Here is a 19,403-nt window from a genome sequence, read left to right as displayed (position 1 = left end):
GGTTACCCGGGTTGGTGACCGTCACGCCGGTGGTGCCGCCGCCGTTCATGAACGCGGTGTAGAGCAGGACGTTCGGCGAACCGGCGTTGATGCCGGTCAGCTTGCCCGTCGAGCCGTTGTTGACCAGCGCGTCGCGAATCTGCTGCGGGGTCGACGAGGTGTTGAGGCCCAGGTACATCGCCGCCGCGCCCGCCACGGTCGGCGAGGCCATCGACGTGCCGGTCATGGTCGCGCTGCCGGTGTTGCTGGAGTGCGAGGCCGAGACGATGCTCGTGCCCGGCGCCCAGATGTCGAGGCAGGAGCCGTAGCTGCTCGGACCGGTGCCGTTGTAGCGCTGGTCCTGCTGGTTGCTGTTGCCGACCGTGATGGCCTCGGGGACCAGCTGCGGGCTGTAGTAGCAGGCGTCGTCGTTGGAGTTGCCCGCCGCCTGGATGAACTGCACGCCGCTGGCGATCAGCGACTTCACCGCGTTGTCCAAAGTGGCGTTGGAGCAGCGTGAGCGGCAGCCGATGCTGTAGTTGACGACCGCGGGCTTGACCGCGTTGTTCTTGACCCAGTTGATGCCGGCCAGGATGCCGTCGTTGCTGCCGGAGCCGTCGCAGCCGAGCACGCGGACCGCGGAGATTGTCGCCTTCTTGGCGACGCCGTAGACCGTGCCCGCCGCGGTGCCCGCGACGTGCGTGCCGTGGCCCTGGCAGTCCTGCGGGGTCGAGTCGTTGTCGACGAAGTCGTAGCCCGCGGCGACGCGGCCGGTGAAGTCGGTGTGGCTCGCGTTGATGCCGGTGTCCAGCACGTAGACGCGGACGCCCTGACCAGGGTTGGTCGGGTAGTTGAAGGTCTGGTTCAGCGGAAGGTCACGCTGGTCGATGCGGTCGTCGCCCCAGTTGGGCGGGTTGGTCTGGGTGTCGAGGGCGACCATGTACTGGGCCTGCTCGACGGACTCGACGTCGGCGTCGCGGGCGACGTCCTTGGCCTGCTCCGCGGTCATCGTGGCCGAGTAGCCGTTGATGATCTCGAGGTTGTGCCGGACGGTGCCGCCGTGCTTGCGGGCCTTGTCGGCCGACATCGAGCTGACGGCGGCGGCGCTGCGCGCGCCGTTCTTGAACTTGACGATGTAGCGGTCGGGCACGGCGCCGGGGGCGTCGGCGTTCTGGATCGTGACTTCAGCTTCGCTGGAGTAGGCAGGGATCGAGACCGCGGCGATGCCCGCGGTCGCGACTACGGCGAGCAAAGCTGCTCTGGACGCCTTGCTTCGCAATTGGATGCGCGTCATTGATGCCGATTCCTTACTGTGCAGGGGGTACGAGCAAGAAAGGCGCGGTCGGCTATCCCCGCGTCCACAATGGAGCTGCTCGCCCGTGCATAATGCCACTCGGGCCGCTTGTTGGAAAGACCTCAAAATTGGCGAGAAACATAACTGTTAACCCTTAAATGGGAAGATTCCCTTATGGCAACATGGAGTCATGACTGATGACGCTCCGGTGCTCAGGTCCCGGATGTACGGCGAGGACGACCTGAGTTCCCTGCCGGTCTTCGCCGGGGGATTCATCAACTTCGGATTCTGGCCAGGCCTGGCGGCGGACCAGCCGATATCCGTCGAACAGCGAGTCGAAAGCCAGTTCGCCCTCTATCGTCTGGTATTCGAGCAGCTGGGCGTCAACGCCGGGGACGCCGTGCTCGAAATCGGTTCAGGCACCGGCGTCGGCGCGGCCTGGGCATTCGCCGAATTCGGCCCGCGCGAACTGCACGGCGTCGACCTGAGCCCGGACCAGGTCGCCCGCGCGAGCGTCCACGCCCAGGGGGAGCGGCTGACCTACCGCCAGGGCGCCGCCGAGGATCTCCCGTTCCCCGACGAGACCTTCGACGTCGCGGTGTCCATCGAGGCCGCGCAGCACATGGACGACCTTGGCCCGTTCGCCGCGCAGGCGTTCCGCGTGCTGCGGCCGGGTGGCCGGTTCGCCGTCAGCACGTTCTTCGCCCCGACCGCGGACCGTCCCGGCGAACTCGCGGCCAGGCTGGACACCTTCGCCTCCGGCGTCGACCGCGATCACGCGGTCCCCGACGTGGTCGGCGCACTGAGCACGGCGGGCTTCGGCGATGTCCGGGTCACCTCGATCGGCGAGCACGTCTGGCCGGGGCTGGACCGCTGGATCGCCCAACTCGGCGTGCCCGAGGGCGAGTGGCCCCGGCGTTGGCTGACTTCCTACCGCGACGGCCTGATCGACTACTACGTCATCTCGGCGGGCCGGTCCGCGGGCGAGCGGACGATGTAGTCCGACGGGTCGAACACCGCGAGCCGCGCGCGCATCCGGCCGGTCGACCACGGCCAGCTGAAACTGTTGCGGCCGTTGGAGTCCAGGTAGTAGCTGGAGCAGCCGCCGGTGTTGTAGACGGTGCCCGTCAGCGCGCCCTGCACCTCGTTGTTGTAGCGGCGCTGCACGTCCGGCCGGACCGTGATGCTCGACCACCCGAGCTCGCGGATCCGGCGGACCGCGGTGCTCACGTAGCCCAGCTGGGCTTGCAGGATCGTGAACGCCGACGAGTGCCCGGTGCCCAGACTCGGTCCGAGCAGCAGGAAGGCGTTCGGGAACCCGGCGACCGTGGTGCCGAGATAGCTGACCGGGCTGCCTTGCCAGTGCTCGGCGAGACTGCGTCCCTCGGCGTCGAACACCAGGTTCGCCAGTGGCATGTCGAGGATGCGGAATCCGGTGCCGAGGATGATGGCGTCCACTTCGGACTCCGCGCCGTCCGCGCCGACGACGTGGCTGCCCCGGATCTCCCGAACCGCGTGCGGGTGGACCGTCACGTTCGGCCGGGTCAGCGCCGGGTAGTAGGTGTTGGAGAGCAGCAGACGCTTGCAGCCCAGCGTGTAGTCCGGAGTCAGCGCCCGGCGCAGGTCGGGATCGCGGACCGTGAGCAGCAGGTGCGCCAGGCCGACCCGCTGGATCAGCCGCAGGATCCACGGGTTGCGGAAGCCGACGCCGAGCGCCTCTATCGCCGCGTACTCGATGCCGCGCAGCGCGCGCTGGGCGAACGGGACGGCGCGCAGGAGCCGCTTCTCGATCTCGGGCACGGCGTGGTCGGGCTTGGGCAGCACCCACTGCGCGGTCCGCTGGAACAGATGTAGGGCCGTGACCTCAGGCTGCAGGTGCGGCACGAACTGCACTGCCGACGCACCGCTCCCCACGACCGCGACCCGCTTGCCCCTCAGGTCGATGGTGTGGTCCCACCAGGCGGAGTGGAAGACCTCGCCGGGGAAGTCGACCAGGCCGGGCAGGTCCGGGATGAGCGGCTCGTTCCACGGGCCCGCCCCGGCGATCAGGATGCGGGCGGAGAACCGGCCGCGGGTCGTGTCGAGGTGCCAGCGCTGGTCGCCGTCGGACCACTGGGCGCGGGTCAACTCGACGCCGAGGCGCAGATGTGGGTCGACACCGTGGTCGGCCGACACCCGGCGCAGGTAGTCCAGGATCTCCGGCTGCTCGGCGAACGCCCGGCTCCACTGCGGGTTGGGCGCGAACGAGAACGAGTACAGCGCCGAGGGGACGTCGCACGCGCAGCCCGGGTAGGTGTTGGCCCGCCAGGTGCCGCCGACGCCCGAGGCCTTCTCCAGCACGGCGAAGTCGGTCACGCCCTGGGCGCGCAGCTTGATGGCCGCGCCGATGCCGGATGCTCCCGCGCCGATGACGACGACCTCGAAGTCGCGCTGATCATCCACGCCAGGCCTCCCGAGAGTCCGCAAGACTCCAGAGACTACCAGTATCCGAAACTCCACCCAACCCCGAAACNCGCCAGGCCTCCCGAGAGTCCGCAAGACTCCAGAGACTACCAGTATCCGAAACTCCACCCAACCCCGAAACCGCGAGTCCAACGTTCAGAACAACGAGTCCGACGTTCAAAACATTCGAATTTCGATCTCACGGTGCCGTGAGACGAAAGTGGATGTTCTGAACGTCGGACTCGTTGTTCTGAACGTTGGACTCGCGAGGGGTTAGGACGTGAGGTGTTCCAGGGTGGCGGCGGTTTCGGCGGGGGTGGGCATGGTGGCGATCTCCGCGGCCAGCTCCCGGGACCGTGCGGCGACCGCGCTGTCGGCCAGGAGTTCGGCCGCCTTCGTGGCCACCGCCTCGACGGTGATCGCGTCGCCGACGAGTTGCAGGCCCGCGCCGCTCTCGGTCACCGCGTCGGCGTTGACGAACTGGTCGGCGCCCTGCGGGATGAACAGATGCGGCACACCGGCGGCCAAGGCCCCGAGCGTGGTGCCGCTGCCGCCGTGGTGCACGACGAGATCGGTGTGCGGCAACAGGTCCGCCTGCGGAACCCAGGGCAGCGCGGTCACGTTGTCCGGCACCGCGCCGAGGTCGGCGATCTCCACGGTCGGCCCCGCCGCGACGATCACCCGGGCGGGCAGCGTCGCGAGACCGTCGATCGCGGTCCGCAGCACCGCCGCCTGGCCGAATGCCGTGCCCAGGGTCAGGTAGACCAAGGGCCGTTCGTGCTCGGCCACCCACGCGGGCAACTCGCCCGGCTCGGCGAAGGCCACCGGACGCAGCGGGATCCGCTTGGGGAAGGTGAGGAACTCCTTGTCCTGCAGGGACGCCGGGTAGATGTCCAGATACGGGTCGGGAAACGGCCCGGCCGGGTCGTAGTCGACCCCGAGTTCGGCGGCCACCTCGGCTTGCTTGGTGAGGAAGTCGGGGAAGACGATCCCGAGGCCTCCCCGGCCGAAGGCGTGGCACAGCACGGGGATTCCCGCGGCTTTGGCGGCGAGCCCGGCGCCCGTGCAGCCCGCCTCGTAGATCACCAGGTCGGGCTTCTCGCGGTCGAGGACAGGGCGCAGGTCGGCGGCGAAGCGGCGGGCCAGCACCGACATGAAGACACTGCTCACCACCTCGGCCATCGCCTCGGGGTCGCGGAAGTCGGGCGGGGCGCCCTGGGTGACCTGGCTGAAGGCATCGCCGATGGTGGTTCCGACATCGACGACGTCGAACCCGAGGGGGCTCAGGACGGGGTGGAACGAGACATCGGTCGCGTAGGTGACGCGGTGCCCCTGTTCCTTGGCCGCGATCGCCAAGGGGAGCAGGGGGTAGGTGTGGCCATGGCTGGGCAGGCTGGAGAACAAGACATGCACTGCACCGACAGTACGTGCGCCGAAGCGGTCGTCGCCTGCTTTTTTCCAACCGTCCCGATTACCGGACAGCGATCGGCAGCTCGTCGGTGTCGCCCACCGGCCACGCCAGCGGGTCGGGTCCGAGCCGGGTCAGCTCGCTGACCTGCAGCACGCTCCACGGCGAGACCGTGCGCGTCCCGGCGAGCACCGACTCGCTGAACTCGGCCCACGACACCCACTCCGCGGCGTCGACCTCCTCCGGGTTGGGCACCGGGTCGGTGGTCACGACGACCCGGAACACCGGGCACATCTCGTTCTCCACCATGCCGTTGCCCATCACCGCGCGGTAGCGGAACCGGGGCAGGATCAGGTCGGGGTGGTGCGGCCCGACGAGGCCGAGTTCGTCTTCCAGCCTGCGCGCCACACTCCGCGCGATGGGCTCGTCGGGTCCGGGGTGGCCACAGCAGGAATTCGTCCAGACGCCAGGCCAGGTCTTCTTGTGCGAGGCCCGCTGGGTGATCAGGAACCGCCCGTCGGGATCGAAGACATAGCTGGAGAACGCCAGGTGCAGCGGCGTGTTCGCGTTGTGCACCTCGGCTTTGGCGGCGGTGCCGATCCCATGGCCGGTCTCGTCCAACAGCAGTACCTGCTCTGTGATCACCGTATTACCTTGCCTGCCTGGGTAGAACGAGGCAACCTGAGCCGCGTGCTTGGCCTCGGAATCCCACGCCGTGTCGACCCGTTGTCGAGCAGTCCCGGCTCGCAGGTGTGGGTCATCGACCTTGCCGACCGGCGTGTTGTGGTCAAACAACTGTTGGGGCACAAGGCGGACACGCGATTCCAGCGCGAACTCGTCGCACTGCGGGCCGCCGCGGTGGTGGGCCTGGCGCCCGAGGTCCTCGACGCCGACCCTTCGGCGAACGTCACCGTGTTGGAGTACGTCGAGAGCGCGAGTGTGTTCCCCGACCCGCTCACCTACGCAAGCAGTCTCGCCCGCCTCCACGCCGTCACCCCGCCCCCGTCCCTGCCCGCCGCCGACGCCCCACGGGAGGCGGACCTGACCGCGTTCCTCCGCCTGTGCGCCGCCGTCGGCGTCCACCCGTCGCCCACCGCGGAACACGCGCTGCGCTCACTGCCGGCCCGCGTCGCCACCGACGGATCCGCCCTCCTGCACGGCGATCCCTGCCCGGGGAACCTGCTGGTCGGTCCCGCGGGCGTGCACTTCATCGACTTCGAACAAGCAGGCAGCGGCCCGGGCCTGGCCGAACTGGCCTACCTCCGCATGGCCTTCCCAACCTGCGGATACAGCACGGTCCTGGCGCCGGAGGTGATCGCCTCGGCGGAGTCGGCGTACGTCGAGACTTGGCGGGAGACCACCGGCACGGACGTCCCTGGTTCCCTGGCCGACCACTGCGTCGCCTGGCTTCTGCGCGGCGACGCCCTGGTCCAACGCATCCAGCGCGGCGAGCGCGACCAGTTCGAGCGGGTGCTGGCGCAGGACTGGGAATGGGGTCCGATGACCGCCCGCGAGCGGCTTCGCCACCGGCTGCGGATGGTGGTCGAACTGGATGTCCCCCAGGCGGGTCCGCTCTTCGGGGCGCTGGCGAACCGCCTCGAAAGCCGCTGGTCCGCCTGAACGGGGAATGCCCACCGAGCACTGGGGCTCGGCGGGCATTCCCGGTATTCGCGGTGCTTACAGCGTCAGGCTCCAGGTGTCGATGGTGCCCGTGTCATACCGGGCGACGTCCTGGACCCTCAGCTTCCAAGTGCCGTTGCGCGCCTCGGAGGACAGGTTCACCGTGTAGCTCGCGATGACGTTGTCGGCCGAGTCGTTCGACGAAGAGCTCTTCAGGCGGTAGGCCGAGCCGTCCGGTGCCACCAGGTCGATGACCAGGTCGCCGCGCCAGGTGTGCTTGATGTTGACGTCGACCTTCGCCGTCGCCGAGGCGTTGCCCTCGCAGCCGGAGATGGTGATGTCACTGGTGACCGCGGCGCCCGCGTCCGGGATGGCGACGTCGGTGCCGTTGGTCTTGGTGGCGCAGCCGGTGGGCGGAGGAACGTCGCCGCCGCCGCCGACGAACAGCAGCTTGTTCGGCGACCCGGTTCCGGCGTTGGTCACCTTGCCGCTGGTGGCGTTGGCGATCAGCGCGTCGTGGACCTGCTTCGGGGTGGCGGTCGGGTTGGCCGCCAGGTACAGCGCCGCCGCGCCCGCGACGTGCGGGGCGGCCATGGACGTGCCGCTCTTGGTGGAGCTGCCCGTGGTGCTCGAGTGCGACGCCGACACGATGCTGTCACCGGGGGCGAAGAGATCCGAGCAGGTGCCGTAGCTCGACGACCAGAGGCTGTTGCTGACCCGGCCGTCGGTCTTGTTCGACGCCATCACGTTGATCGTCTCGGACACCCGCTGCGGGCTGTACTGGCAGCTGTCGTCGCCGAAGTTTCCGGCGGCGACGGCGTAGGTGACGCCCTTGGCGATCGAGTTCTTCACCGCGGTGTCGAGCACGGTGCTCGGCTCGTTCTTCGTGCCCGTGTAGAGGCTCATGTTGGCCACGGCGGGCAGCACCGCGTTCGCGGTCACCCAGTCCACGCCCTTGGCCATGCCCGACACCGAGCCGCCGCCCTGGCAGTTCAGCACCCGGACGGCCTTGAGCTTGACCTCCTTGGCCACACCGAACGTCTTGCCGCCGACGGTGCCCGCGACGTGCGTGCCGTGGCCCTGGCAGTCCTTGCCCGCCTGGCCGTCGGTGAACACGTCGGTGCCCAGGCTGGCCCGGCCGCCGAAGTCGGCGTGGTTGTAGTTGATGCCGGTGTCGATCACGTACGCGGTGACGTTGGACGCGCCGGTCGCGTACGAGTAGTTGCTGTTCAGCGGCAGGTCGCGCTGGTCGACCCGGTCCAGACCCCACGACGGCGGGTTGGGCTGGTCGGTCAGCAGCTTGATGGTGCGGTCCTGCTCGATCGACGCCACGGCCGGGTCTGCGGCGAGCTTGCGAGCCTGCGCCGCGGACATGGTCACCGAGAACCCGCGAAGCGCGGACTCGTAGGTGAAGCCGACCTTGCCGCCGTACTTGCGGCCGAGGCTGTCGGCGGAGGTGGCGACGGCCCGCGACTGGCCGTCTTTCAGCATGACGATGTAGCTGTCCTTGATGGCGTTCGCGGAGTTCTCGTTCAGGATCTGGGCTTCCGCCGCCGTGGCCGGGACAGCCAGGGCGAAGGTGGCTCCGACAGTGGCCGCGGCCGCCGTGACGGCGACCGCCACCCTGGTTCGGGACATGCGCATACGACTGACTCCTCTGCAGGGTCGCCTGAGGCTCCAGCCCTCGATGGAGAACCCTCAGGCAAGGGTTAAGGAGAACCCGGTCAGTCTTGTTCGCGATCACCTTTGTTCACAACCGTTAACCATGCGGGTGTTTTGAACAGTTTCATTCACAGTTCACGCAGTCGCGGTTCCTGCCGCAAAGGATCGAAGTCGGTCCTTTGATGGATAACCCGGCATCGGCCTGGGGTCGAGCCCGTTTGGTTGATGTTCCCCGGTCGGTGGTTGCGGGCCGGAGTGCGCGCTGCGAGCATGCGTGGGTCGGAGTTTCAAAGGGGCGCCAGTCAGACCTTTGCGGAGGGTTCGGCCATGGGTGACGTCAACGGTCCGCTCTCCGTGGCCCGCCTGCGCGAACTCGTCGAGTCCCGCGAGGTGGACACCGTCCTGGTGGCCATGACCGACATGCAGGGCAGGTTGCAGGGCAAGCGGTGCTCCGCGCGGTACTTCCTCGAAGAGGTCCTCAAGCACGGTGCCGAGGCGTGCGACTACCTGCTCGCGGTGGACGTCGAGATGAACACCGTCGACGGATATGTGATGTCCTCCTGGGAGACCGGCTACGGCGACTTCGTGCTCCGGCCCGACCTGGCCACGCTGCGGATGACGCCCTGGTATCCGCACACCGCGACGGTGCTGACCGACGTCGAGCGCGTCGAGGGCGGCCCGGTCACGGTGTCGCCCAGGCAGATCCTGCGCCATCAACTGGAGCGGCTCGCCGAGCGCGGGCTGGGCGCGTTCGTGGGCACCGAGTTGGAGTTCCTCGTGTTCGACGAGACCTACGAGCAGGCCGCGAACCAGGGATACCGCGCACTGAAACCCGTCAACCAGTACAACGTGGACTATTCGGTGCTGGGCACCGGCCGCATCGAGGGACTGCTGCGCGCCATCCGCAACGACATGGCCGACGCGGGAATGTACGTCGAGTCCGCGAAAGGCGAGTGCAACCCCGGCCAGCACGAGATCACCTTCCGTTACGCCGACGCGCTGACCACTTGCGACAACCACACGATCTACAAGCTGGGCGCCAAGGAGAACGCGGCGCGACTGGGCAAGAGCCTGACGTTCATGGCCAAGTGCAACGAGCGTGAGGGCAACTCGTGCCACATCCACATGAGTCTGCGCTCCACCGACGGTGAGGCGGTCCTCGCCGGGGACGGCCCGCACGGGTTCTCGCCGCTGATGGAGCGATTCGTGGCGGGCCAGCTCGCCTGTCTGCGTGAGCTGACGTACTTCCTCGCCCCGAATATCAACTCCTACAAGCGGTTCGCGCCCGGCTCGTTCGCGCCGACCGCCATCGCGTGGGGCAGCGACAACCGCACCTGCGCCCTGCGCGTGGTCGGACACGGCGATTCGCTGCGGGTGGAGAACCGGGTGCCGGGCGGCGACGTCAACCCGTACCTCGCGGTGTCCGCGCTGATCGCGGCCGGCCTGCACGGCATCGACAACGACCTTCCGTTGGAGCCCCAGTTCACCGGAAACGCTTACGCCTCAGCGAAACCCCGCGTCCCGAGCACGCTGCGCGAGGCGGCGGACCTGTTCGACGACAGTGCCGTGGCGCGGCAGGCGTTCGGCCACGAGGTCGTCGAGCACTACCTCAACGCCGCCCATGTGGAGCAGGCCGCCTTCGACGCGGCGGTCACCGACTGGGAGCGGGTCCGTGGCTTCGAACGGCTCTAGGCCTCCGGTCATCGGCATCACCACCTACCTTGAGCACTCAGCGTTCGGCATCTGGGAGGCCGAGGCCGTCGTCCTGCACCGCGCCTACGTCGAGTCGGTGCGCGCGGCCGGCGGCAACGCGGTACTGCTTCCGCCGCTGGGCGACTGGCGCGCGGAAACGGTGGACTGGCTCGACGGGCTCGTGCTCTCCGGCGGCGCCGACATCGAATCCGCCCGCTACGGCCAGGATCCGCACCCGACCACCGGCACCCCGCAGCCCACCCGCGACGACGCCGAACTCGCCCTGCTCGCCGCCGCGCGCGAACTCGACCTGCCGGTGCTGGCGGTGTGCCGGGGGATGCAGCTGCTCAACGTCGCCCTCGGCGGCACCCTGCACCAGCACACGCCCGAGCAGGTCTCGAACACCGACCACCAGCCCGCCATCGCCCGGTTCGGCAAGAACGACGTGACCATCCGCCGCGGCAGCAGGCTCGCGGGCATCCTGGGCCGGTCGGTCACCGTGCAGTGCCATCACCACCAGTCCCTCGACCGGATCGGCGACGGCCTCGCCGTGGTCGCGACCGCGGCCGACGGCACGGTCGAGGCCGTGGAACTGGCGGGCGCGCGGTTCACCATCGGCGTGCAGTCCCATCCCGAACAGGACGCCGAGGACAGCCGCCTGTTCGCAGCGCTCGTGGCCGCCGCCCTGCGGCGCAGACAGGACCTGGAGCGAATTTGACCTCGTACGACGTGATCAACCCGGCCACGGCCGAACGTGTGGAGACCGTCCACCTGGTCGGGATCGACGAGACCGACGCCGCCATCGGCCGCGCCCACGCGGCGTTCGCGGGGTGGCGGGCGGTCGCCCCGGGGGACCGCGCGCGGCTGCTGCGCCGATTCGCCGACGCCGTCGACGCCGACCTGGAGAACTTGGCCCGGCTCGAGGTCGCCAACGCGGGCCACACGATCGGCAACGCCCGCTGGGAGGCGGGCAATGTCCGCGACGTGCTCACTTACTACTCGGCCGCGCCGGAACGGCTGTTCGGCAGGCAGATCCCGGTGCCAGACGGAGTCAACCTCACCTTCGCCGAGCCGCTGGGCGTGGTGGGCGTGATCGTGCCGTGGAACTTCCCGATGCCGATCGCGTCGTGGGGCTTCGCGCCCGCCCTCGCGGCGGGAAACACCGTCGTGCTCAAGCCCGCCGAGCTGACCCCGCTGACCGCGCTGCGGCTCGCCGAGCTGGCTCGGGAATCGGGCATCCCGGCGGAGGTGTTCCAGGTGCTGCCGGGCAAGGGGTCGGTCGTGGGGCAGCGGTTCGTCACGCATCCGTTGGTGCGCAAGGTGGTCTTCACCGGGTCCACAGAGGTCGGCAAGCAGATCATGGCGGGTTGCGCCGACCAGGTGAAGCGACTGACGCTGGAACTGGGCGGCAACAACGCGAACATCATCTTCGCCGACGCCGACCTGGAGAAGGCCGCCGCGACGGCGCCCTACGCGGTGTTCGACAACGCCGGCCAGGACTGCTGCGCGCGCTCGCGGATCCTGGTGCAGCGCAAGGTGTACGACAAATTCCTCGGCCTGTTCGAGAAGGCTGTCCAAGGCGTCGTCGTCGGCGACCCGGGCTCCGAGTCGACGGAGATGGGCCCGCTCATCTCGGCGGCGCACCGCGACCACGTGGTGTCCTATGTGGACGATGCCGACGTCGCCTTCCGCGGCGGCGCGCCTGAGGGTCCGGGGTTCTGGTACCCGCCAACGGTTCTCGCGCCGATCGACCCGGACCATCGGGCGGTCACCGACGAGGTGTTCGGGCCGGTCGTCGCGGTGCTGCCGTTCGACGACGAAGCCGACGCGGTGCGGCTGGCCAACGACACCGAATACGGCCTGTCCGGGTCGATCTGGACCCGGGACGTCGGCCGCGCGCTGCGCGTGTCCCGGGCGGTCGACGCGGGCAACCTGTCGGTCAACTCGCACTCGTCGGTGCGCTACTGGACCCCGTTCGGCGGCTTCAAGCAGTCCGGCTTCGGGCGCGAACTCGGACCCGACGCCTTGGCGTCCTTCACTGAGACCAAGAACGTTTTTCTGAGCACCGATGAGTGAAAGGGACTCCATTGAGCAAGCGTCTTGAGGGCCGGGTCGCGGTCGTCACCGGTGGGGCCGGCGGGATCGGCCTGGCGTCAGTGCGCAGGCTGGCCGCCGAGGGGGCCCACGTGGTGGTGGCCGACATCGACCCGGACACCGGCAAGGCCGCCGCCGAGGAGGTCGACGGGCTGTTCGTGCGCGCCGACGTCACCAGCGAGCCTGACGTCGAGGCGCTGTTCCAGGCCGCCGTGACCACCTACGGATCGCTCGACATCGCGTTCAACAACGCGGGCATCTCCCCGCCCGACGACGACTCGATCCTCACCACCGGCCTCGACGCGTGGCAGCGGGTGCAGGACGTCAACCTGAAGTCGGTGTACCTGTGCTGCAAGTACGCGATCCCGCACATGCGGCGGCAGGGAAAGGGGTCGATCATCAACACCGCGTCGTTCGTGGCGGTGATGGGCGCGGCCACCTCGCAGATCTCCTACACCGCGTCCAAGGGTGGGGTGCTGGCGATGAGCCGCGAGTTGGGCGTGCAGTTCGCCCGGGAAGGGATCCGGGTCAACGCGCTGTGCCCGGGGCCGGTGAACACCCCGCTGCTCCAAGAGCTGTTCGCGAAGGACCCGGAGCGCGCGGCCCGGCGACTCGTGCACATCCCGATGGGCCGGTTCGCCGAGCCAGAGGAGATCGCCGCCGCCGTGGCGTTCCTGGCCTGCGACGACTCGTCGTTCATGACCGCGTCGTCGTTCCTGGTCGACGGCGGGATCTCCGGCGCCTATGTCACCCCCCTCTGACGACCGGCTTTCCGACGCGCTGCTACGGCCGGTCCGCACGGGCAGCGCGTTCGAGGAGACGACGCAGCGGATGCTGCAGGCCATCCGCCTGGGCGTGATCGGCCCGGGCGGTCGGCTGCCGCCCGAACGCGAGCTGTCCACCCGGCTGCGCGTGAGCCGCGTGACCCTGCGCGAGGCGCTTCGGGTGCTGCAGGAATCGGGTTACGTCGAGAGCAGGCGCGGCCGGTACGGCGGCACCTTCGTCAGCGCGGTGCTGCCCGTGCGGGTTCCCGTCGATCCGCCCACCGGGCTCGCCGCCGAACTGCAGGACGCGCTCACCCTGCGCTGGGCCCTGGAGACCGGGGCAGCCGAAACGGCCGCGAGCCGGGCGCTCAGCGGTGAGGACCGCAGGCAGCTGTGCGCCCGCCTCGACGACTGCGTGGCGGCCGGGCCGGGGGAGTACCGGCGCAAGGACTCCCGGCTGCACCTTGCCGTCGCCGAGGCCACCGCGTCGCCGTCGCTGACCTCGGCCGTCGCCGACGCGCGCACCCGACTCAACGCCCTGCTCGACACGATCCCGCTGATCACCCCCAACATCGAGCACTCCGAACACCAGCACCGCGCCATCGTCGACGCCATCCTGCGCGGCGATCCCGTCGGCGCCCGGGCCGCGATGGCCGAGCACCTGGAGGGCACCGCGTCGCTGCTGCGCGGGTTCCTGTCCTGATACCCGCCACCCTCCGGCCGGCGGTGTCCTAACCTCGTGGGGGACAGCGGCGTCGGATGCGAGGTGAACAGGTGCACGGAGACCGAGGGCGGCAGCCTCGGCCGCGACCGGCGGACGACCACACGGTGGTCATCCAGCCGGTACGCCGGCCCGCCCGCACCCGCGCGTCCGCGCCCGACACGCCGGTCCCGCCGCCGGCCGACACCCCGTCCCGACCACCCGTGCCGCCGCCTCCTGGTGGGGACGCCGCGCGTGATCGGGAGGTGTGGACACCGACCGACGCGCCCGCCGGGCCCGCGACCGCAATGGTTGGTCGACCTGGGTCGGATGAGTGGCCGCCGGTGGATCCGCCTGCTCGTTCAGTGGCTGGTCGCCGGGCGCTTGAGGGTGACGAGCGGCAGCAGTTCGATGCCGCCGCGGGCACTCCGGCCTGGCCCGCGGCCGATCCCACCGACCGCCCGGCCGCGAGCGTCGCGCCATGGCAGGAGCCCGAAGCCCAGGTCACGCCCCAATTCAACGGCTCGGCGGGCCCGCACGGGGATTCCGCCGCCTGGCACCCGCCCGCCGATGACCACTCGCCCGCCGACCCATCGCCTTGGCCGCCCGGCGAAACCCCACGCCGCGCCCTGAACGGACCCACCCCACCTGCGGCGCGTGATTCCTGGGTGCCGTCGCCGCACGAGGGGGAGCCGGTCTACCCGGCCGCGCAGCCGCCCACGGCCTATGTCCGCTCCGCGGGCGCGGGTGCGTTCGGCCGACCTGACCCGATTGTCGGGGAGCCCGGCCCGCCCGCGCCGATCCCGGATGAGTACGGCCGACCGCCCGCATCGCTCCCAAAGGACCACGGCCGCCCGCCGAATTTCATCCAAGGTGACCCTGGCCATCGCCCGGCGGACCCGCCCGCGGGTGGACATGGTCGCCTCGCCGATCGGCTCATGGGTGAGCCCAGTGGGCCAACCCCGAACGCTCTCCCCGCCGAGCCATTCCGCGGTGAGCGCGGGCGCCCCGCGGGCGAGCGTGGTCGCCCCTTGTTCCCAGGTGAGCAAGCCCGTCCCATCGACCCACTCCCAGGTGAGCACGGCCAGCCCCCGCTTGTCGGTGAGCCTGCTCACGGTGCCCAGTTCCGACACCCCGCCCGTCCCCCGGGACCGCCGCCCCCACGGGTCAACCCGGACGCGCCCACGGAGTACATCCCCTCCCTGGACGACGACTACTACGACGACGAGTACGACGACTACGACGACGACTACTACGACGACGAGCCCGTGCGCCGCCCCAAGATCAGCCCCGGCCTGCTGGCCGTGCGCTCCATCGGCGAGTTGCTCATCACCGCCGGGATGGTCGTGCTGCTCTTCGTCGTCTACGAGGTGTGGATCACCGACCTGATCTCCGCGGGCAAGCAGAACGACGTCACCAGCGCCCTCGAAGAGGACTGGCAGCAGCCCGCCGAACCCGAGCGCACCGAGCACTTCACGTTCGCCGACGGCGAGGGCATCGCGAAGCTCTACATCCCGGCCCTCGGTTCCGACTACAAGTTCACCATCGTCGAGGGCACCTCCGAAGCCAACCTCGAGGTCGGCCCCGGTCACTACAAGCAGTCGGCGGCCCCAGGCGCGCCCGGCAACTTCGGCGTGGCGGGGCATCGGGTCGGCAAGGGTGCCCCCTTCAACGACCTCGACCTGCTCCAGTCCTGCGACGCGATGATCGTCGAGACCCGCGGCAACTGGTACATCTACCGGATGCTGCCCACGGTCGACGACGCCAAGAACTGGGCTCAGGTCGGCGCCGACCCGTTGTGCGCGGGCGCCCCCGGCTCGGCCAAGGTCGAGCCGCTGACCGGCGAGTACGCGGCCACCATCGGCCGCCGCATCGTCACCCCGCGCGACTCCGCGGTGGTCGCCCCCGTGCCCGGCAACCTCGCGTCCAAGACGCCCGCGGAGCAGCGGCAGAAGCTGATCACCCTGACCACCTGCCACCCCAAGTTCTCCAACCGGCAGCGGATGATCCTGCACGGCGTCCTGGTCCGCGTGCACCCGAAGTCCGACCCGGCGCTGCCCCCGGAACTCCGCGAAACCCGCTGACACCGGGGAGACTGGGTCCATGACTTCGACGGCGTTGATCACCGGGGGCACCGGTGGGCTCGGCTCGGCAGTGACGAACGCGTTCCTCGGCGCGGGGTGGCGGGTCGTGGTTCCGTGGCTGGTGGAGGCCGAACTGGGCAGGCTCGGCGCCCATGACCGGCTCGAACTCGTCCGCGCCGACCTCGTCGACCAGGCCGACGTCGCCGCGTGCGCCGAACGCGCGGCGGCCGACGTGCAGGCGCCGCTCGCCGCGGTGGTGAACCTCGTCGGCGGTTTCGCGATGGGCGGGCGGGTGCACGAGACTCCGGTCGACGACTTCGACCGGATGCTGCGGATCAACCTGCGGCCCACGTACCTGGTCACCCAGGCCGCGCTGCCGCACCTGATCGCGGCGGGCGGCGGCTCCGTCGTGTGCGTCTCGGCGCGCGCCGCGCGGAACCCGTTTCCCGGTGCGGCCGGCTACATCACGGCGAAGGCGGCGGTGTCCGGGCTGGTCGGAGCGCTGGCCGCGGAGTACGGCCGCGACGGTGTGCGGGTCAACGCGATCATGCCCGGCGTGATCGACACTCCGGCGAACCGCGCGGAGCAGCCCGAGGCCGACCGATCCGGCTGGGTCCGTCCGGAGAAGATCGCCGAGACGATCCTGTTCCTGTGTGGACACAACGGATCCGCGATCTCGGGTGGTGTCATCCCGGTCGCGGGCACGGGCTGATCGGCTGACACATCGTGTGCCCGCACGCGATCTTGATCGCAAGATCGGGTGGTCGCGTTACCGAAGTTCACCTGAAAAGCCCAAATGTGGATCTACCCCTTGTCACCGCCACCAGTTGAGCCGTAAACCAAACACCTCTACTGGGTTAGTGGGCGGAGGACACATGGAACAGTCGGTCCGGACCAACTGGGAAAGTTTCTGGCACGATCTTCCGCGGGAGAAGGGTCTGCCGGTCTGGGACAGCGACGGCGCCATCACCGCGACGGCCCAGCTGTCGCTCTTCCAACACCATTTCGCCGAAGGACTCCCCGTCCTCGACATCGGGTGTGGCAACGGGACGCAGACGGCCGCGCTGGCGGCCACGTTTCCCCGGGTGCTCGGCATGGACTTCGCACCCGCGGCGATCGAGCACGCGCGGTCGCTGCAGGCCGACAGCCCAGCCGAGTTCCGGGAGTTCGACCTCGGTGACACCGCCCGCGCGGCGCAACTGCACGAGGAACTCGGCGATGTGAACGTCTACATGCGAGGCGTGCTGCACCAGATGCCCGACGAGATCCGCGCCGACGCGGTCGCCTCACTCTCGACCCTGTTGGGCGGCTCCGGCCACCTGTTCGCCGCCGAACTCGCACCGTCGGCCGCGCAAACCATCCAATCGGCGCTCGGCCAGGCAGCCGACGCCGTCCCGAAGCTGCAGCGGGTCTTCCGCTACGGCCTGACCCCCGCGTCCTGGCAGGACGGCAAGTTCGAGGCCCTCCTCGACGACGCGGGCATCGACATCGTCGACTCCGGCTCGATCACCCTGCACGGAACCGACACGCTGCCCGACGGCGGCAGGCTGGACCTGCCGATGAACTACGTGGTCGCCCGCAACCAGCGCTGACGGCACGGAACAAAGCGGAGTCAGGGAGCCGCCCGTGCCGTCCCACTCGGAGCGGTTCCCCTGATTCCGTGCCACCGCGCGCCCGGGCCGGATAGGGTCGAGCGTGATGATCGAGCGCATCCTGCCCGCCGCCGTGATCGCGGTCGAGGCCTACGACGACCCTGCGGACGCGGTCCTGTTCCCGGAGGAGGAACAGGTGATCGCCAAGTCCGTGGAAAAGCGGCGGCGCGAGTTCACCACCGCTCGGCACTGCGCCCGGCAAGCGCTTGCGAAACTGGGTCTGCCGCCCGCGCCGATTCTTCCCGGGGAGCGCGGCGCGCCGGGCTGGCCGGACGGCGTCGTCGGCAGCATGACCCACTGCGCAGGATACCGGGCCGCAGTCCTCGCCCGCACCACCGACATCGTGACGGTCGGCATCGACGCCGAACCCCATCAGCCGTTGCCCGACGGCGTCGAGAACGCGGTGACCAGGCCCGAGGAACGCGTCCACCTGGCCGAGCTGGCCGCCGCCGACCCGACGGTGCACTGGGACAAACTGCTGTTCGCGGCGAAGGAAAGCGTCTACAAGGCCTGGTTCCCGCTGACCCACAAGTGGCTCGGCTTCGAGGACGCACGGGTCACCTTCGACCCGGGGGGCACCTTCGAGGCCGAGCTAATGGTTCCCGGCCCGGTGATCGAGAGCGGCACGCTAGCCTGCTTCTCGGGCCGCTGGCTCGTCGACCGGGGTCTCGCCGTCACCGCCATCAGCCTGCCGATCGGGAGCTGAGTACCCGCCGGCGGGTGCCGGGACCTCGTGCGCCGGGCGGGAGCCGACGGCGAGGGCGGCGAGCGCGGTGGTGAGCGGCACGGCGGCGACTATGCCCAGACTGCCCGCCAGTGCCCGGATGACCTCCTCGGCGACCGGGGCGGTCGAGAGCACGTGGTCGCCGGGAAGTCCCTTGGCTGCGAACAGCATCAGCAGCGGCAGCGCCGCGCCCGCGTAGGCCAGGACCAGCGTGTTCACCGTGGACGCGACATGCGCCCGGCCGACGCGCAGCCCGGCCGCGAACAGCTTGGCCCGCGAGGCCGTCGGGTCCGCGGCCGACAGCTCCCACACGACCGCCGCCTGGGTGACCGTGACGTCGTCGAGGACGCCGAGCGCGCCGATCACCAGCCCGGCCAGCAGCAGCCCCTGCAGGTCAACGTCGGCCAGGTACCCGCTGAGGAACCCCACGTTGTCACTGCCCAGCCCGGTGATCCCGGCCAGGTCCAGTGACCAGAACCCGATGAGTCCGGTCAGCCCGAGGCTGGCGACCGTCCCGACGGCGGAGACCGCGGTCCGCGCGTTGATCCCATGGGTCATGAACAACGCGATCACCATGATCACCGTGCCGCCGCACACGGCGACGACCAATGGGTTCGCGCCTTGCATGATCGCGGGGAGGACGAACTCGGTCAGCCCCAGCAGGCACACGGCGAGTGCGCCCAGCGCGGCGAACCCCCGCCACCGCGACAGCGCCATGACCGCCAGCGCGAACACGCTCCCAAGAAGCAGCAAGGGGATCGTGCGGTTCCGGTCGACCACCTCGTAACGCTCGAACACCGTGGGCCGCTCCGGCCGGTGCACCATCATCACCGGGTCGCCGACCGACACCTTGACGCCACTCGCCGTCGACACCAGCGCCTCGACGGTGGTCCCGGCGCCTGGGCCATCGTCGACCGCGACGGCCGCGATGTCGCAGTCGGTAGGAGCCATCGGGCAGGGCGCCTGGGCGGTGATCGTGCCCGACGCGCGCGCCTGCCGGATCGACTGCTGGACCACGCCGCCGCCATCGGGCCACAGCGAGATCACCACCGCGCTCGCGATCGTGAGCAGCGGCAGCAGGATCCCCGCGACGACCAGCCGCACGCGGCGGGCGACGCGATCATCGGAATCGACCGCGGACGTGTCGCCGTGGCCATGGCCGTGCTGGGTCATGGGCGCATCAGAACACAGCCCGCGCGCCCCCCGAAACGGCTCGTTCGGCATGGCCAGCGGGAACGTTTCCAACCAATACTCGGAACAGTCCGTCGAATCGGCCGCCGATCTCCCG

Annotated in this window: 17 protein-coding genes; 11 read left to right on the top strand and 6 right to left on the bottom strand. The window is 69.9% G+C overall.

The window, feature by feature from the left end; all coding sequences use genetic code 11:
• Positions 1 to 1,273, bottom strand: a 1,273-nt coding sequence (locus GPZ80_RS13575) for a S8 family peptidase (protein WP_187220677.1), incomplete at its 3' end; no start/stop codon positions are given.
• Between the two features lie 190 nt (positions 1,274 to 1,463).
• Here GPZ80_RS13575 and GPZ80_RS13570 point away from each other — a divergent pair.
• On the top strand, positions 1,464 to 2,273 hold the full coding sequence (locus GPZ80_RS13570) for a class I SAM-dependent methyltransferase (protein ID WP_187220676.1): 810 nt from the start codon (positions 1,464 to 1,466) through the stop codon (positions 2,271 to 2,273).
• Here the strand turns inward: GPZ80_RS13570 and GPZ80_RS13565 are convergent.
• The 3 genes from GPZ80_RS13565 to idi form a co-directional block, all read right to left on the bottom strand.
• Positions 2,228 to 3,715, bottom strand: a complete 1,488-nt coding sequence (locus tag GPZ80_RS13565) for a flavin-containing monooxygenase (protein WP_187220675.1) — start codon at positions 3,713 to 3,715, stop codon at positions 2,228 to 2,230. The genes GPZ80_RS13570 and GPZ80_RS13565 overlap by 46 nt on opposite strands.
• Before the next feature lie 273 nt (positions 3,716 to 3,988).
• Entirely contained in the window at positions 3,989 to 5,128 is a 1,140-nt protein-coding gene (locus GPZ80_RS13560; protein WP_187220674.1) for a glycosyltransferase, read from the bottom strand.
• A 58-nt stretch (positions 5,129 to 5,186) separates the two neighbouring features.
• Entirely contained in the window at positions 5,187 to 5,768 is a 582-nt protein-coding gene (gene idi, locus GPZ80_RS13555; RefSeq protein ID WP_187220673.1) for an isopentenyl-diphosphate Delta-isomerase, read from the bottom strand.
• 45 nt (positions 5,769 to 5,813) lie between these two features.
• Here idi and GPZ80_RS13550 point away from each other — a divergent pair, with 45 nt between their 5' ends.
• Entirely contained in the window at positions 5,814 to 6,743 is a 930-nt protein-coding gene (locus tag GPZ80_RS13550; protein ID WP_187220672.1) for a phosphotransferase, read from the top strand.
• 57 nt (positions 6,744 to 6,800) lie between these two features.
• Here the strand turns inward: GPZ80_RS13550 and GPZ80_RS13545 are convergent, their stop codons facing one another.
• Positions 6,801 to 8,387, bottom strand: a complete 1,587-nt coding sequence (locus GPZ80_RS13545) for a S8 family peptidase (protein WP_312880311.1) — start codon at positions 8,385 to 8,387, stop codon at positions 6,801 to 6,803.
• A gap of 345 nt (positions 8,388 to 8,732) precedes the next feature.
• Here GPZ80_RS13545 and GPZ80_RS13540 point away from each other — a divergent pair, with 345 nt between their 5' ends.
• The 9 genes from GPZ80_RS13540 (at position 8,733) to GPZ80_RS13500 (ending at position 18,097) form a co-directional block, all read left to right on the top strand.
• The gene (locus tag GPZ80_RS13540; RefSeq protein WP_187220671.1) at positions 8,733 to 10,097 is read left to right on the top strand and encodes a glutamine synthetase family protein; all 1,365 of its coding nucleotides are present in this window, start codon (positions 8,733 to 8,735) and stop codon (positions 10,095 to 10,097) included.
• Positions 10,078 to 10,815 carry a gamma-glutamyl-gamma-aminobutyrate hydrolase family protein gene (locus GPZ80_RS13535; RefSeq protein ID WP_187220670.1) on the top strand — a complete coding sequence of 246 codons (738 nt, stop codon included), beginning with the start codon at positions 10,078 to 10,080 and terminating at the stop codon, positions 10,813 to 10,815. Before GPZ80_RS13540 ends, GPZ80_RS13535 begins: the two co-directional genes overlap by 20 nt.
• A complete protein-coding gene (locus tag GPZ80_RS13530) occupies positions 10,812 to 12,173 on the top strand; it encodes an aldehyde dehydrogenase family protein (RefSeq protein ID WP_187220669.1) in 1,362 nt (453 codons plus the stop codon). Before GPZ80_RS13535 ends, GPZ80_RS13530 begins: the two co-directional genes overlap by 4 nt.
• An 11-nt stretch (positions 12,174 to 12,184) precedes the next feature.
• A complete protein-coding gene (locus tag GPZ80_RS13525) occupies positions 12,185 to 12,952 on the top strand; it encodes a 3-oxoacyl-ACP reductase (RefSeq protein ID WP_187220668.1) in 768 nt (255 codons plus the stop codon).
• Complete coding sequence (locus tag GPZ80_RS13520; protein ID WP_187220667.1) at positions 12,936 to 13,658, top strand: FadR/GntR family transcriptional regulator; 723 nt, start codon at positions 12,936 to 12,938, stop codon at positions 13,656 to 13,658. Before GPZ80_RS13525 ends, GPZ80_RS13520 begins: the two co-directional genes overlap by 17 nt.
• Positions 13,659 to 14,020: 362 nt before the next feature.
• On the top strand, positions 14,021 to 15,739 hold the full coding sequence (locus tag GPZ80_RS33375) for a class E sortase (protein WP_312880309.1): 1,719 nt from the start codon (positions 14,021 to 14,023) through the stop codon (positions 15,737 to 15,739).
• A 19-nt stretch (positions 15,740 to 15,758) separates the two neighbouring features.
• Positions 15,759 to 16,451 carry an SDR family NAD(P)-dependent oxidoreductase gene (locus tag GPZ80_RS13510; RefSeq protein ID WP_187220666.1) on the top strand — a complete coding sequence of 231 codons (693 nt, stop codon included), beginning with the start codon at positions 15,759 to 15,761 and terminating at the stop codon, positions 16,449 to 16,451.
• Positions 16,452 to 16,614: 163 nt separating this feature from the next.
• Positions 16,615 to 17,331: a class I SAM-dependent methyltransferase gene (locus GPZ80_RS13505; protein WP_187220665.1), complete on the top strand. Its 717-nt coding sequence runs from the start codon at positions 16,615 to 16,617 to the stop codon at positions 17,329 to 17,331.
• A gap of 106 nt (positions 17,332 to 17,437) precedes the next feature.
• Positions 17,438 to 18,097, top strand: a complete 660-nt coding sequence (locus GPZ80_RS13500) for a 4'-phosphopantetheinyl transferase family protein (RefSeq protein WP_187220664.1) — start codon at positions 17,438 to 17,440, stop codon at positions 18,095 to 18,097.
• Here the strand turns inward: GPZ80_RS13500 and GPZ80_RS13495 are convergent.
• Positions 18,020 to 19,288, bottom strand: a complete 1,269-nt coding sequence (locus GPZ80_RS13495; protein WP_187220663.1) for a YibE/F family protein — start codon at positions 19,286 to 19,288, stop codon at positions 18,020 to 18,022. The two genes, GPZ80_RS13500 and GPZ80_RS13495, sit on opposite strands and share 78 nt — an antisense overlap.
• Positions 19,289 to 19,403: the final 115 nt, after the last annotated feature.

The sequence above is a fragment of the Actinokineospora xionganensis genome, from assembly GCF_014323725.1.
In the GTDB taxonomy this organism is placed as follows: domain Bacteria; phylum Actinomycetota; class Actinomycetes; order Mycobacteriales; family Pseudonocardiaceae; genus Actinokineospora; species Actinokineospora xionganensis.
This window is presented reverse-complemented; position numbering and strand designations above follow the sequence as displayed.

Coding starts and splice junctions, on each gene's coding strand:
- GPZ80_RS13570 (WP_187220676.1), top strand. CDS start 1,464: ATGACTGATGACGCTCCGGTGCTCAGGTCCCGGATGTACGGCGAGGAC.
- GPZ80_RS13545 (WP_312880311.1), bottom strand. CDS start 8,387: ATGCGCATGTCCCGAACCAGGGTGGCGGTCGCCGTCACGGCGGCCGCG.
- GPZ80_RS13540 (WP_187220671.1), top strand. CDS start 8,733: ATGGGTGACGTCAACGGTCCGCTCTCCGTGGCCCGCCTGCGCGAACTC.
- GPZ80_RS13520 (WP_187220667.1), top strand. CDS start 12,936: ATGTCACCCCCCTCTGACGACCGGCTTTCCGACGCGCTGCTACGGCCG.
- GPZ80_RS13510 (WP_187220666.1), top strand. CDS start 15,759: ATGACTTCGACGGCGTTGATCACCGGGGGCACCGGTGGGCTCGGCTCG.
- GPZ80_RS13505 (WP_187220665.1), top strand. CDS start 16,615: ATGGAACAGTCGGTCCGGACCAACTGGGAAAGTTTCTGGCACGATCTT.
- GPZ80_RS13500 (WP_187220664.1), top strand. CDS start 17,438: ATGATCGAGCGCATCCTGCCCGCCGCCGTGATCGCGGTCGAGGCCTAC.
- GPZ80_RS13495 (WP_187220663.1), bottom strand. CDS start 19,288: ATGACCCAGCACGGCCATGGCCACGGCGACACGTCCGCGGTCGATTCC.